Source organism: Streptomyces sp. NPDC101194 (assembly GCF_044767885.1).
Taxonomy (GTDB): Bacteria; Actinomycetota; Actinomycetes; order Streptomycetales; family Streptomycetaceae; genus Streptomyces.
In genome coordinates, this window is record NZ_JBIWOS010000011.1 from 64,170 (window position 1) to 77,212 (window position 13,043).

Below are 13,043 nucleotides of genomic sequence, written 5' to 3' on the forward strand. Positions count from 1 at the left end.
ACAGGTCCGAGCCGGTACAGGAAGAGGTAACAGAGCATGAGCACCGTAGAGCTCACCAAGGAGAACTTCGATCAGGTCGTCAGCGACAACGACTTCGTCCTGATCGACTTCTGGGCTTCCTGGTGTGGCCCGTGCCGGCAGTTCGCGCCGGTCTACGACGCCGCTTCGGAGCGCCACGACGACCTGGTCTTCGCCAAGGTCGACACGGAGGCGCAGCAGGAGCTGGCGGCGGCCTTCGAGATCCGCTCCATTCCCACGCTGATGATCGTCCGGGACAATGTGGCCGTGTTCGCACAGCCCGGCGCGCTGCCGGAGGCCGCGCTGGAGGACGTCATCGGGCAGGCCCGGAAGCTGGACATGGACGAGGTCCGCAAGTCCATCGAGGAGCAGCAGAAGGAACAGAAGTAGGCTCCGCGCGCAGCAGCGGGGTGAGGGGCCCGGTCGACTGCCGGGCCCCTTTCCACGGCCGGAAGCTGCCCGGTCAGCCGTCCGCGTCGATCTCGGCGTCGTTCCGGCTGTTCCTCCCCGCACCCTGCTCCTTGATCCGGACCGAGAGGCCGTAGTCCAGCTCGGCACCGTCGACCAGCAGGGCCTCGACCGTGTGGGTCGTCGTGTCGATGTCCGCCACGATGCCTTCGCCCGCATACCGGGGGTAGCCCGATGCCCCCGTCTCTCCGGTCGCCTCCACGACCGCCGAACGGATGGCACCACCGGGCTCGACGGCGTCGGTGGTGTCCTCGGCGAATCCGGGGACCAGCAGGATCTCGTAACTCTGCGGATGGCTCATGGTCCTGACGCTAGGCAAGCGGCGCGTGGTGCGCACGTTGCCGCTCCGTGCGGATACGGCTCCTCAGCTGGACTCGCGGTGGACGGCTCCGGCCCGCAGCAGGTCGTAACGCGCGGGGGCGCCGCCGGGGTGCCGCACCAGTCGGTCCACGAGGTCCGCGAGCGGCTCCGCCGTGGCCAGCTCCATCCGCACGGTGCTGAGCCGGGGCCGCAGCAGTCTGCCGAGCATCAGGTCCTCGGCGCCGACCACGGCCGCCTCGCGGGGCACCTCGACACCCGTGTCCTGAAGGGCTCGCATCAGGAGCATCGCGTACTCGTCGTTGTACGCGAACACGGCGTCGAGGCCCAGGGAGCGCCAGCGGGCGGCCAGCCGGGCCGCCGACTCCTCCTCGTACCGCAGCGGCAGCGGTTCGATACGGGCTCCGTGGTTCCGAGCCGCCTGCCGGGCCCCGGCCAGCCGGGACTCGGCGAACAGGCCGAGGCCGGATTCCTCCGGCACGACCACGCCGATGCGACGCCTGCCGCGCTCCAGCAGATGTCCGATCGCCCGGCTGCCGACCTCCCGCTGGTCCACGACCAGCGCGTGGGCACCGTCCACCGGCCGCGGGCCGAGCGTGATGACGGCCTTGGCTCCCGACCGTCTGAGTACCGCTATGCCCTGCGGGGTGAGGGCGATCGTGCCGGGCACGATGACGGCGACGGGGCGGAGCTCGGCCCAGACGCGGGGTGCGTCGTCGGCGTCCAGGCTCGTACTGCCGTACTGGACGACGGTGTAGTCCAGGCGTCGCAGCCCTGATTCCAACTCGTGGAAGAAGTGCTGGTGGAGCGCCCCGGCGGGGAGGTTCACGGTGGGCAGCAGCACCATGCGGGTGTGCCCGGCACGCAGGCTTCGGGCCGCCGCGTGCGGTACGTAGCCGAGTTCGGTGGCCGCCGCCCTGACCCGGCGGCGGGTGGTCTCGCTGATCCGTACGGTCGCGTTGTTGTTCAGGACGTACGACACGGTGGCCCGCGAGACCCCGGCGAGCCGTGCCACATCGGCACTGGTCGGAACGGGGCCTTCGGTGGGCTGGTTCGGTAACTGGCTCATGGCGTCGGGCAGTCTTCCAGACTCGTGCCCCATGGGTACGCGCCGGGGCATGGATGACCTCTTGATGACGGGCGGAGCGGGGCGACGGCATGCCGGACCGGCCTGCCGCCCTCGGCGCGGGCGGTGCTTGCGGTGACGGACGATCAGCGCGGCGGTGGTGACGGCGCGTCCGGCGCGGGCGGGGCTTCCGTCGCTCACGGTCCGGGCCCGGTGTCCGCACCCCGGACCCGCTCCATGGGTCGGGCCGTACAGGTCCTACGGTGGGGGGATGACCCTTCAGCACCGTGACGACAGCACCGACGCTGCGGCCGAGTTCCCCGGCCGTACCGGCCCGACGGCGACGTGTGAGGCCGAGCCGCACGAGGTGGGCCCGGTCCGCACCTCGTACGCACCCGACCGGGACGGCGACCCCGATCCCGGCGAGATCGTCTGGACATGGGTCCCGTTCGAGGAGAACGACGGGCGCGGCAAGGACCGCCCCGTGCTGGTCGTGGCCCGCGAGGCGGCGGGCACACTGCTCGCCGTACAGCTGTCGAGCAAGCAGCACGACCGGGACCGCGAGTGGGTGGCGCTCGGGGCCGGACCGTGGGACAGCTCGGGCCGCCCGTCCTGGGCCGATCTGGACCGGGTACTGCGGGTGCACGAGGACGGGATGCGGCGCGAGGCGTGTGCGCTGGACCGCAACCGCTTCGATCTGGTCACCGACCGCCTGCGGGAGCGCTACGGCTGGCGCTGACCGCCGAAAGTCCGGATGAAGGCGGACCGGGTGGCGGATTCGGGGCTCCGGTCGAGGATGCCGAAGACGATCTGCTCGAAGTGCCCGTCGAACCGGCCGCCGTCGAGGAGCAATGCCCGGAACGCACCGGCCACCTGCGCCGGATCGTTGCGGAACACACCACACCCCCAGGCGCCCAGCACCAGTCTGCGGTACCCGCGCACGGCCGCGACCTCCAGCACCCGTTCGGCCCGCGCCGCGAGCGCGGCGGGAATGCGGTGGGCCTCCTCGGGGGTGCGGCTGCGGATGACCCCGGCGTTGGGCGCCGGAGAGGTGAGGAAGCCCGCGGTGTACGGGGTGTCGAGCAGTCGGCCCCGGTCGTCGCGGAACACCGGCACGCCGGGGGAATGAATCACCCGGTCGGTGTAGAAGGCGCTGCGTTCGGCGCGGTGGTGGGCGTAGTACTCGGGGGCGCGCAGCAGCGTGGCGTACAGGGCCGAGCCCCGGCACAGGGCCTCCTCCTGGGCCTGCGCGCCGTTGAGGTATCCGCCTCCGGGATTGCGGGCGGAGGCGTAGTTCAGAACGGCGATCTTGCCCGGCCCCTCGCCGGTCATCCGGCGTGCCGCGCACAGGCTGCTCTCGTCGGTGACCTCGACGACCGGGGTGCGGTCGGAGTCGAGCGCCGCGACCGGTATCGGCTCGGGCCCGTACAGCCTGGTCCCCGAGAGTGCGGCGGTCAGCGCACGCTCGATGCTCACCTCACGCCCCTCCGGCGTGCGGTAGCGGCCGGCCGCCACGATGGCCTCGGTCTCTCGCGCGATGCCGCGCAGTCGTGCGCTCATCGGCGCTCCCCCGTGTGGTGCATACGGGGCATGCTCGGCGCTCCGGCGGCATGGATGCAACCGAATTTGTGACGCACGAGGGCACTCTTGTGCGATCCCCTCGTAAGGGTTTGGCTGGGACGGACGAACCAGACAAGGAGGCCCCGGCATGTCATCCGACACACCCGGCCACGGTCCGCCCGGCCAGGCCCCGCCCCTCGGCGAGGACGCGACGGAGGACTTACTTCGCTGCATCTGTTTCAAGACCGGACCGCCCCGGACGGTCGGCGTCGAACTCGAATGGCTCATTCACCACCGGGATCGCCCCGGCGTCCCCGTCCCCCACCACCGTCTCGACGCGGCCGCCGCCATCCTCCGGGCCCTGCCCCTGAGCGCGGCGCTCACCTTCGAACCCGGCGGCCAGCTGGAGCTCAGCTCGCGCCCCGCCGACTCCCTGATGGCGTGCATCGACGCCACCGCCGCCGATCTCGCCTCCGTGCGTGACGCCCTGGACCGGGTGGGTCTCGTACCGGTGGGGCTCGGCCTCGACCCGTGGCATCCCCCGCGCCGTCTTCTGCACGAGCCCCGCTACGACGCCATGGAGGTCTCGCTCGACCGGTCGGGACCGGCCGGCCGCGCCATGATGTGCACCACCGCATCCGTCCAGGTCTGCTTGGACGCGGGAGAGGAGGAACCCGGTCCGCTCGGCTACGCGCGGCGCTGGCAGCTGGGTCATCTGCTGGGCGCGGTGCTGGTCGCGGTGTTCGCGAACTCTCCTCTCCGGTGCGGGCGCCCGACGCCCTGGCGGTCCACCCGCCAGCACCTCTGGGCCGACCTCGACCCATGGCGGCCGCTGGCACCGTCCGGTCACCTGCCGCCCCGCGACGCCTGGGCCGCTCATGTCCTGGACACACCGGTGATGTGCATCCGGCAGGACGAGGGACCGTGGGCCGTACCGGAGGCTCTGACCTTCCGCGAGTGGATCCGTACCGGCGCGCCGAGACCGCCTGTGCGCGACGACCTCGACTACCACATCAGCACGCTGTTCCCGCCCGTTCGCCCACGCGGACATCTGGAGCTGCGCATGATCGACGCGCAGCACGGCCCGGACGGGTGGCTGGTGCCGCTCGCCGTCACCACCGCCCTGTTCGACGACCCGGAGGCCGCCGAGACCGTGTACCGCACCGTCAAACCACTGGCCGAGACGGCGGGGCCGTGGCCCGCGCCGCGCAATCCGCTCTGGACCGGCGCCGCCCGCGACGGCCTGACCGATCCCGAACTGCGGGCGGCGGCCACCGTCTGTTTCCGGCTCGCGCTGGAGGCGCTGCCCCGGATGGGCGCGAGCACGGCGGTGCAGGAGGCGGTGGCGGACTTCAACGACCGCTACGTCGCCCGGGGCCGATGTCCCGCGGACGATCTTCCGAATCTGCTCGCGCCGGGTGCGGCGGGCGGCTCGGGCCACCACGTCGAGGGGCTCCTCTCATGACCGACTCCCCCACACCCGCTCCGTCCGGCCCCACCGGACCGGACGAGGCGGACACCGAGGCGCTCCGGCGGCGTGCACTCGCCGCACTGCTCACCGCGCGCGAACGCACCACGCTTCTCACCGACAGCGTGGACGACCATGAACTGACCTCCCAGCACTCTCCGTTGATGTCCCCCCTGGTGTGGGACCTCGCGCACATCGGCAATCAGGAGGAGCTGTGGCTGCTGCGCGCGGTGGCCGGGAGGGAGGCGATGCGTCCGGAGATCGACGGGCTGTACGACGCCTTCGAGCACCCCCGGGCGACCCGCCCCTCGTTGCCGCTGCTGCCGCCCGCGGAGGCCCGCTTCTACGCCGCGGAGGTGCGCGGACGCGCACTGGACGTCCTCGACGGCACGGCGCTGCACGGTGATCGTCCGCTGGTGCGGTCCGGATTCGCCTTCGGCATGATCGCCCAGCACGAACAGCAGCACGACGAAACGATGCTGATCACCCATCAGCTGAGATCCGGCCCAGCGGTCCTGACCGCACCACTGCCTCCCGCCCCCACCGACGCGACGGAGCTCGCCACCGAGGTCCTGGTTCCCGGCGGTCCGTTCACCATGGGCACGTCCACCGAGCCCTGGGCGCTGGACAACGAGCGCCCCGCCCATGTGCGCGACGTACCGGGCTTCTTCATCGACACGACGCCGGTCACCTGCGGCGCGTACCAGCGGTTCATCGAGGACGGCGGCTACACCGAGGAGCGCTGGTGGGCCCCCGAGGGGTGGGCGATGGTCCGTGAGCACGAACTGACCGGTCCGTTGTTCTGGCACCGGGACGCCGGCCAGTGGCTGCGCCGTCGCTTCGGAGTGACCGAGGTCGTACCGGGGAACGAACCGGTGCTCCACGTCAGCTGGTACGAGGCGGACGCGTACGCCCGGTGGGCGGGACGCCGGCTGCCCTCGGAGGAGGAGTGGGAGAAGGCGGCACGCCATGACCCGGCGTCGGGGCGTTCGCTGCGCTATCCGTGGGGCGACGAGGACCCGACCCCCGAGCGGGCCAACCTGGGCCAGCGCCATCTGCGACCCGCTTCCGCCGGGGCGTACGCGGCCGGTCGGTCACCGCTCGGCGTGGGGCAGTTGATCGGTGACGTGTGGGAGTGGACGTCGAGCGACTTCCTGCCCTATCCGGGCTTCTCGGCGTTTCCGTACCGCGAGTACTCCGAGGTGTTCTTCGGCCCGGCCCACAAGGTGTTGCGCGGTGGTTCGTTCGCCGTGGACCCGGTGGCGTGCCGGGGCACGTTCCGCAACTGGGACCTGCCGGTGCGGCGCCAGATCTTCTCCGGTTTCCGTACCGCGAGGGATCTCTGATGTGTCGTCATATCGCCTACCTGGGGCCCCCGGTCGCTCTGGGCGAACTGCTGACACGCCCGCCCCACGGTCTGGTGCGTCAGTCCTGGGCGCCGAGACACCAACGGTACGGGACCGTCAACGCCGACGGTTTCGGTGTCGGCTGGTACGCGGACGGCGATCCGGTGCCCGGACGCTACCGGCGCGAGGGTCCGGTCTGGGGCGATCAGACATTCGCCGACCTGGCCAGAGTGGTGCGCAGTCCGGCGCTGCTCGCCGCGGTGCGCGACGCCACCGAGGCGGGCGCCGACGGCGAGGCGGCCGCCGCGCCGTTCGCCGACGGGCGGTTGCTGTTCAGCCACAACGGTGCGGTGAGGGGCTGGCCCGGCTCGGTGGCACCGCTCGCCGCCGCACTGCCCCCGGCCGAACTGCTCACGCTCACCGCCCGCTGCGACTCTGCCCTGGTCTGGGCCCTCGTACGGCACCGTCTCGCCGACGGTGACGAACTGCCGCAGGCGGTGGCCGACACCGTGCTCGACGTGGCGGCGGCGGCGCCGGAATCGCGGCTGAATCTGCTGCTCACCGATGGCACGGCGATCGTGGCGACGGCCTGGGGCGACACCCTGTGGTACCTCGCCGATCCCGGCCTGCGCACGGTCGTCGCCTCGGAGCCGTACGACGACGATCCGCACTGGCGCGCGGTCCCCGACCGGACGTTGCTGACCGCGACCCGCGCCGAAGTCCTGCTGACCCCGCTCAAGGAGCCCGCCGAGTGAGTCCCTTTCTGCTGACCCGCACCCTGCCGGTGGACGCCACGGACGCGGCGCTGCGCGCCGATGTCCTGCACGGTCTGACCCGGCGACCGAAGACGCTGCCGCCCAAGTGGTTCTACGACGCGCACGGCAGTGAACTGTTCGAGGAGATCACCCGGCTTCCCGAGTACTACCCGACCCGCGCCGAGCGCGAGATCCTGATCGACCGTGCCCGGGAGATCGCCGGGGCGTCCGGGGCGCGGACCCTGATCGAGCTGGGTTCGGGATCGTCGGAGAAGACCCGGCACCTGTTGGACGCGTTGCCCGAGCTGCGCAGCTACGTGCCGGTCGATGTGAGCGAGAGCGCGCTGCGCGGAGCCGCCGAGGCCCTGCTCGCGCAGCGGCCCGGCCTCTCCGTGCACGCCCTGATCGCCGACTTCACGGGCGGTCTCGCGTTGCCGGGCACCCCGGGGCCGCGGCTGATCGCGTTCCTGGGGGGCACGATCGGCAATCTTCTGCCCGCCGAGCGTTCGGTGTTCCTGAAATCGGTGCGGTCGCTGCTTTCCCCGGGCGACGCGCTGCTGCTCGGCACGGATCTGGTGAAGGACGAGGAGGTGCTGGTCGCCGCGTACGACGACGCGGCCGGGGTGACTGCCGAGTTCAACAGAAACGTACTGAGGGTGGTGAACCGGGAGTTGGGCGCGGACTTCGATCCGTCCGGCTTCGACCACGTGGCGCTGTGGGATCCGGAACGGGAGTGGATCGAGATGCGGCTCCGGGCCCGCGAGGCACTCACGGTGAAGATCCCGGACCTGGATCTCGTGGTGTCCTTCGAGGCCGGTGAGGAGTTGCGTACGGAGGTGTCGGCCAAGTTCCGCAAGGAGGGCGTGGGGGCCGAACTCGCTGCGGCCGGACTGCGGATGGATCAGTGGTGGACGGATTCCGCGGACCGGTTCGCGCTGTCGTTGGCGACGGCGGTCTGAGCGAGCCGGGCCAGGGCACGGCGGTCCGGCCCGCTGCCCGCCGGGATCGGCGGCAGGACGCAGATCTCGGCGGTCAGCCCCGCCGCCGTCACCACCCGCCACAGTGAGGCGGCCAGCGGATCGTCGCCGACGAAGGCGGCCGCACCGGCCGGAGCGTTGTGCTCCGCCGGTGCGGGGCCGTCGTGACCGATCGACCGGGCGCCGGCCGAGCCGCACGGCGGCGGGGTGCGATAGCTGATGCGTACCGGCCGGACGGTGGCGTCCGCGTCGATCGCGGCCTGGAACACGGCGGGTCCGAACCTGCCGCCACCGCGCCCGCACCAGGTGGTGCCCTCCGGGAAGACGACCACCCGTGAACCACCGCGCAGCGCCGCCGCGATGCGGCCCACCGTCGCGGGCAGCGCGCGGAACCGGTCGCGTTCGACGAAGAGCGTGCCGCCTGCGGCGGCGAGCCGGCCGAGCAGCGGCCAGTTGCGTATCTCGCTCTTGGCCAGCATCCGGCCGGGAAACACGGTCGCGACGAGCGGGATGTCCAGCCACGAGATGTGGTTCGCGACGACGAGCGCGCCCGGTGCGACCGCCTCGGGCGCGCCGACGACCCGCACATGCACTCCGAAGGCCCGCACGACCCCGTACGCCCAGCGCCGGATCAGCCTCTCCCGCGATGCCGCGCCGAGCATCAGCGCGAACGGGGCACCCAGCGCCCCGGCCAGGACGAACGCGCACCCGGCGAGCAGCAGGGCCACGGCCGCCGGCCGGCCGCGCACGCGGCCGTCGTGACCGGCGCAGGCGAGCGGGGTGCAGGGTGCAGGGTGCAGCCAGGGGTTCATCGCAGCGGGGCGAGGGCGAGGAAGTGACGCAGATAGCGGGGGTCGGTGCGGCGCAGCGACAGCAGCACGTACAGGTCGGCGACGTTGAAGTCCGGGTCGTACGCGGGGGCACCGCAGACCCATGCGCCCAGTCGCAGGTAGCCGCGGAGCAGCGGCGGGAGGGTGGCGAGGCCGGTGGGCACCGCTCCCTCTTCCGCGGCTCCTGCGGGGGTGTACTGCCAGAGGCGGTGCGGAGTGACCCAGTGGTCCTCGGGTGCCAGGTGCTTGGTGCGTACGGTCTCCCACGCCCCGGCCGCCGCGACGCCGCCGTCGGCGAGGGGGATCGAGCAGCAGCCGGCCAGCCAGTCGTGCCCGGTGCGTTCCATGTAACGGGCGAGTCCGGCCCAGATCAGCGCGATGACGGCGCCGTCCCGGTGGGCGGGGTGGACGCAGGACCGGCCGACCTCCACCAGGTCGTCGCGGATGGAGCCGAGCCGTCCGAGGTCGAACTCGCCCTCCGCGTACAGACGCCCGGCGATCCGGGCCCGGTCGGGCGGCAGCAGACGGTAGGTGGCGACGACGTCTCCGGTGGTCTCCTCCCGTACCAGCAGGTGGTCGCAGTACGCGTCGAACGCATCGCTGTCCAGCCCGGGTTCCGCTCCGTCCAGCCTGGCGCCGAGCTCACCGGCGAACACCTGGTGGCGCAGGCGCTGCGCGGCGCGCACCTCGTCCTGGTCCACGGCGAGGGACACCCGGTAGCGCGCCGGGGCGGGAGGGACGGGCTGCGCGGGAACGACGGGGGCGGCGGGGAGGGAGGTGACGGGCAGCGCGTTCATGACGGTCTCCGGGGACGGATCGGCAAGGGCGGCCGCCGGGCCGTCGCGCTGCTGCGAAGGCCCGGCCCCTTACTTCTTCCGTGACCGGCTGGATTCGACGTGACCGCATGGGAGAGCCGGGATGTGCGAAGGCTGAATCCCCGGTGTGCCCGGCCGGGGACCGGGTTCCCGCCACGGACCGGAGCAGCGCGCGTCAGCCGCCCGCGAGCTGTTCGGTGATCTTCTCAGACGCCGCCTTCGCCGCCGCCTGCGGGTCGCCGCCCTCCAGGACCGCCGTCATGTACGGCTTGATCGGATTGACGGCCTCGACATCCGCCCACTGCGGCGCGTTGGGGGTCGCACGTCCCTTCGTGGCTCCCCGGGCCATCGCCGCGGTGCCCTCCTGTCCCACGATGACACGTGCGAGACCGGGCTTGTTGGGCACGTAGCTCATGGCCTTCGCGAGCTCTTCCTGCCACTTCCGGCCGGCGAGCGCCTTGATCACGTCGATGCCCGCGGCACGCCGGCTCGCCTTCTCCGGCACGATCAGATCGGATCCGCCGGTGAAGACGGAGCCGGGAGACTTCGCGGTCTTGCCGGGGATCGGGAAGTAGCCCAGCTTCCCCTTGAGTTCAGGGTTCAGCTGCTCGATCTGCGCGGCGGCGCCGGGCACCGAGATGATCTGCGCGACGTCGCCCTCGGCGAAGACCTTGGCCTGCGGAGGTCTCTCCTCGTCCGCGTTCTTGGGGCCGTCACCGAGCGCCTGGAGCTGCTTGTAGAAACTCATGCCCCTGAGCGCGCCGGGGCTGTCCAGGGTGCCCTCCCAGCTGCCGCCCCTCTCCTCGGCCAGTTCGCCGCCCTCGTCCCAGATGAATCCGGCGAGGACGTACCAGTTCTGGCCCGCGAGGTAGATGCCCTGATTGCCGTTCCGGTTCAGCTGGGCGCTGTCCGCCATCCACTCGTCCCGGGTCTTCGGCGGGCTGGTGATGCCTGCCTGCTCGAAGAGGTCCTTGTTGTAGATCACCACTCGATTGGCCGCGTACCAGGGGATGCCGTACTGGACGCCCTCGATGCTGCCCGGGTCGGCGAGACCCGGCAGCCATTCCTCGCTGCCGAGGTCGCGCACGGACTCCAGAGTGAGGTCGCTCAGCCCGCCGCTCTCCGCGTACTGGGAGACCTGGGTGTTGCCGACTTCGATGACGTCCGGGGTGTCCTTGCCCTTGAGCGCATCGACGACCTTCGGGCCGATGCCGCTCCAGCTCTGGATCTTGAACTCCAGTTCGATGGAGGGATGCTCGTCCCGGTAGGCCTTCGTGAAGCGCTCCAGGAAATCGGCGGACACGCTGTCCTTCATCAGCCAGATCGTGACCTTCGTGCTGCCCGAGGCCTCCGAGCCCGAGACGAAGCCGCATCCGCCCAGCGCGAAGGTGGAAACGAGCGCGACGGCTCCGACGAGTATGCGGTTCTTCACCAGGTTCACCTTCTGCGAAACGGCACGACGAATTCCAGGACCCGGTGTGGGGGACTGCGGGCGGCGCTCGCACGGGCGTGGCTGGATTTTGGTATGGACCATTGGTTTGGTCAAGGCCCGTTCATCCCGCATTCCGCGCACCGACCCCTCGCGCACCCGGTTCGGGTGGGGCACCGTGGTAAAGAGGAGAGGAGACATAGCATGTCGAATCACACCTATCGGGTCACCGAGATCGTGGGAACCTCCCATGAAGGCGTCGACGACGCCATCCGCAGAGGCATCGCCAGAGCTTCGGAAACGTTGCACAATCTCGACTGGTTCGAGATCACGCAGGTTCGCGGAGAGATCAAGGATGGCCGAATCGAGCACTACCAGGTGGGCCTGAAAGTGGGCTTCCGACTCGACGAACCGAGCTGATCGGGCGCGACGGCATCACGAGGGCGCCACGACCGCAGCGGCCCGCCTCGGGCCGGTTCCGCGGGACGGGGTCGGGCACGCGGCACCGCGCAGCCGGCCGCGAGACTTCCGGTACGCCGTGCACCCCGCCCGGACAGGCGGGTTCAGGCACCCGATGCGCACGCGCCGGCCCTGCGACCCCGCTGCCGCGCACGGCACCAGCACCCCCGTCCACCACAGCCGGTCACATCGGATTCAGGTTCGGCCCTCACGCTCCTGTGCGTCCTTCAGGGCGGGCGACACCTGCGCCCAACGGGCCCGCACCACGGCGAATCCGGCCCGCTCCGCAGCGTCGCAGACGAGTTCGTCGTCGTCGACCAGCATCCGCACCTCACGTTCCCGGCCCAGCCGTCGCAGGATCTCCAGCTTGGTGTGCCGGGCGGGCCTGCGGTCGTCGTTGCGGCGCATGTACAACCGCCCCTCGGGCAGGCCCTGTTCCGCCAGCCATGCCACGGTGTCGTGACGGCACCGTTCCGGTCGACCGGTGAGATACCTGATCTCGCAGTCCTCGGCACTGCTCAGCACCAGCCGGACACCTTCGGGCAGCGGCGGGTCATCGACGGCGGCGGAGAAGAAGCCGTTCCAGTCGCGCCGGGATCCCTCCAGATAGTGCTGCCGGTGACCGCTGTCGGCGAGCGTGCCGTCCAGGTCGAATACGGCCAGGGGCCGGTGGTCGCTTCTCACACCCCTCAGCAAATCAGACCAACGCCACCATCAGCAGCACCAGCACGACCACACCGGCCACCACCGCGGCAACCCGCAGGGACCGGTTCCCCGACCGGATCGGGACGACCTCCGGCCCGTCGCGTCCGGGGAAGACGTGGAAGACACGGCCGGGATCGTCGGGAACGGCGACCGCGGCCGATTGCAGCCAGCCGATGTCGACACGTCCGGCCACCTCGTCCCGGCGCGGCGTCAGAGCCGATTCGACCGCGTGGAGATGGGCAGGGTCCAGCCCTTCGGGCAGCGAGGCACCGGCCGAGCCCGGAGTGACCCGCTCCCACGCGCCGGCGAGGTCGGCCCGCTGCCGGAAGCGCAGCGGCGGCGCCGACGCCGGCAGTTTCAACGAGTACCGGTCGGGGCCTGCCCGACCGATCCCCCCGTCCAGAAGGTGACCGGACCCGTGCCGTCGCGCCGGTGGTGCGCCGTCGATCTCCCACCCGAGCAGACCGGGCAGACCCGGAAGCCCGTGTCATCACACGTCGGACACCTCTTGACGCCCCATCCCTGACATTCCGGATAAGTGGTGCGGAGCTTGCGACATTTCACCCAGGCGGTCCGACCGACAGCGGGCCTCTCCCGCGTCGACTCGGACGGCGTTCGGTCCTCGCGGCGTTCGCCGGTGCCTTCGCACCAGGTGCACGGTTCGACGCCCTCGCAGGCCGGGCACACCGGGCCGATGTCGCGGAGGGCAGCGCACGGCGGGGCCGCCCGGCACTCAAGGGGGCGTCAGAAGAGCGTCCCCGACGCCCTGCGGGACGAGCCCGAGGAGTCGGACCCCGACACGCACGCCCGTTCGCGCGCGGATGTGTGA

Annotated in this window: 15 protein-coding genes; 7 read left to right on the forward strand and 8 right to left on the reverse strand. The window is 71.5% G+C overall.

All coding sequences use genetic code 11. From position 1 onward, the window contains the following. Positions 1 to 36 precede the first annotated feature (36 nt). On the forward strand, positions 37 to 408 hold the full coding sequence (trxA, locus tag ACIRP2_RS31870) for a thioredoxin (protein ID WP_351084371.1): 372 nt from the start codon (positions 37 to 39) through the stop codon (positions 406 to 408). Between the two features lie 73 nt (positions 409 to 481). On the opposite strand, the gene ACIRP2_RS31875 is transcribed toward trxA, so the two are convergent. Both ACIRP2_RS31875 and ACIRP2_RS31880 read right to left on the reverse strand, forming a co-directional pair. Beyond that, positions 482 to 787, reverse strand: coding sequence for a hypothetical protein (locus ACIRP2_RS31875; protein ID WP_404256389.1), 306 nt, complete (start codon positions 785 to 787; stop codon positions 482 to 484). Positions 788 to 850: 63 nt separating this feature from the next. Further along, positions 851 to 1,873 carry a LacI family DNA-binding transcriptional regulator gene (locus tag ACIRP2_RS31880; protein ID WP_404256391.1) on the reverse strand — a complete coding sequence of 341 codons (1,023 nt, stop codon included), beginning with the start codon at positions 1,871 to 1,873 and terminating at the stop codon, positions 851 to 853. A gap of 268 nt (positions 1,874 to 2,141) precedes the next feature. On the opposite strand from ACIRP2_RS31880, the gene ACIRP2_RS31885 reads away from it, so the two are divergent. Then, the gene (locus ACIRP2_RS31885) at positions 2,142 to 2,609 is read left to right on the forward strand and encodes a type II toxin-antitoxin system PemK/MazF family toxin (RefSeq protein ID WP_404256393.1); all 468 of its coding nucleotides are present in this window, start codon (positions 2,142 to 2,144) and stop codon (positions 2,607 to 2,609) included. Here ACIRP2_RS31885 and ACIRP2_RS31890 read toward each other — a convergent pair. After that, on the reverse strand, positions 2,594 to 3,430 hold the full coding sequence (locus ACIRP2_RS31890) for a TIGR02452 family protein (RefSeq protein WP_404256395.1): 837 nt from the start codon (positions 3,428 to 3,430) through the stop codon (positions 2,594 to 2,596). The two genes, ACIRP2_RS31885 and ACIRP2_RS31890, sit on opposite strands and share 16 nt — an antisense overlap. A gap of 148 nt (positions 3,431 to 3,578) precedes the next feature. Here ACIRP2_RS31890 and egtA point away from each other — a divergent pair, with 148 nt between their 5' ends. The 4 genes from egtA to egtD are packed head-to-tail and all read left to right on the forward strand — an operon-like array spanning position 3,579 to position 7,958. Next, entirely contained in the window at positions 3,579 to 4,895 is a 1,317-nt protein-coding gene (gene egtA / locus ACIRP2_RS31895) for an ergothioneine biosynthesis glutamate--cysteine ligase EgtA (RefSeq protein ID WP_404256397.1), read from the forward strand. Further along, positions 4,892 to 6,244, forward strand: coding sequence for an ergothioneine biosynthesis protein EgtB (gene egtB / locus ACIRP2_RS31900; RefSeq protein WP_404256399.1), 1,353 nt, complete (start codon positions 4,892 to 4,894; stop codon positions 6,242 to 6,244). The genes egtA and egtB overlap by 4 nt, the downstream gene beginning before the upstream one ends. Continuing rightward, a complete protein-coding gene (egtC, locus tag ACIRP2_RS31905; protein WP_404256401.1) occupies positions 6,244 to 6,999 on the forward strand; it encodes an ergothioneine biosynthesis protein EgtC in 756 nt (251 codons plus the stop codon). Before egtB ends, egtC begins: the two co-directional genes overlap by 1 nt. Continuing rightward, positions 6,996 to 7,958, forward strand: a complete 963-nt coding sequence (egtD, locus tag ACIRP2_RS31910) for an L-histidine N(alpha)-methyltransferase (protein WP_404256403.1) — start codon at positions 6,996 to 6,998, stop codon at positions 7,956 to 7,958. The genes egtC and egtD overlap by 4 nt, the downstream gene beginning before the upstream one ends. On the opposite strand, the gene ACIRP2_RS31915 is transcribed toward egtD, so the two are convergent. From ACIRP2_RS31915 to ACIRP2_RS31925, 3 genes are all read right to left on the reverse strand, one after another. After that, positions 7,901 to 8,788: a lysophospholipid acyltransferase family protein gene (locus ACIRP2_RS31915; RefSeq protein ID WP_404256405.1), complete on the reverse strand. Its 888-nt coding sequence runs from the start codon at positions 8,786 to 8,788 to the stop codon at positions 7,901 to 7,903. The two genes, egtD and ACIRP2_RS31915, sit on opposite strands and share 58 nt — an antisense overlap. Further along, complete coding sequence (locus ACIRP2_RS31920; RefSeq protein ID WP_404256407.1) at positions 8,785 to 9,603, reverse strand: GNAT family N-acetyltransferase; 819 nt, start codon at positions 9,601 to 9,603, stop codon at positions 8,785 to 8,787. The genes ACIRP2_RS31915 and ACIRP2_RS31920 overlap by 4 nt, the downstream gene beginning before the upstream one ends. A gap of 193 nt (positions 9,604 to 9,796) precedes the next feature. Next, positions 9,797 to 11,053: an extracellular solute-binding protein gene (locus tag ACIRP2_RS31925; protein WP_404256409.1), complete on the reverse strand. Its 1,257-nt coding sequence runs from the start codon at positions 11,051 to 11,053 to the stop codon at positions 9,797 to 9,799. Positions 11,054 to 11,254: 201 nt separating this feature from the next. On the opposite strand from ACIRP2_RS31925, the gene ACIRP2_RS31930 reads away from it, so the two are divergent. Continuing rightward, positions 11,255 to 11,470 carry a dodecin gene (locus ACIRP2_RS31930; protein WP_351084395.1) on the forward strand — a complete coding sequence of 72 codons (216 nt, stop codon included), beginning with the start codon at positions 11,255 to 11,257 and terminating at the stop codon, positions 11,468 to 11,470. Between the two features lie 234 nt (positions 11,471 to 11,704). Here ACIRP2_RS31930 and ACIRP2_RS31935 read toward each other — a convergent pair whose 3' ends face one another. Beyond that, on the reverse strand, positions 11,705 to 12,193 hold the full coding sequence (locus ACIRP2_RS31935) for a hypothetical protein (RefSeq protein ID WP_404256412.1): 489 nt from the start codon (positions 12,191 to 12,193) through the stop codon (positions 11,705 to 11,707). 13 nt (positions 12,194 to 12,206) lie between these two features. Next, positions 12,207 to 12,575 (reverse strand): hypothetical protein, encoded by a 369-nt coding sequence (locus tag ACIRP2_RS31940; RefSeq protein ID WP_404256414.1) that lies wholly within the window; start codon positions 12,573 to 12,575, stop codon positions 12,207 to 12,209. Positions 12,576 to 13,043 lie beyond the last annotated feature (468 nt).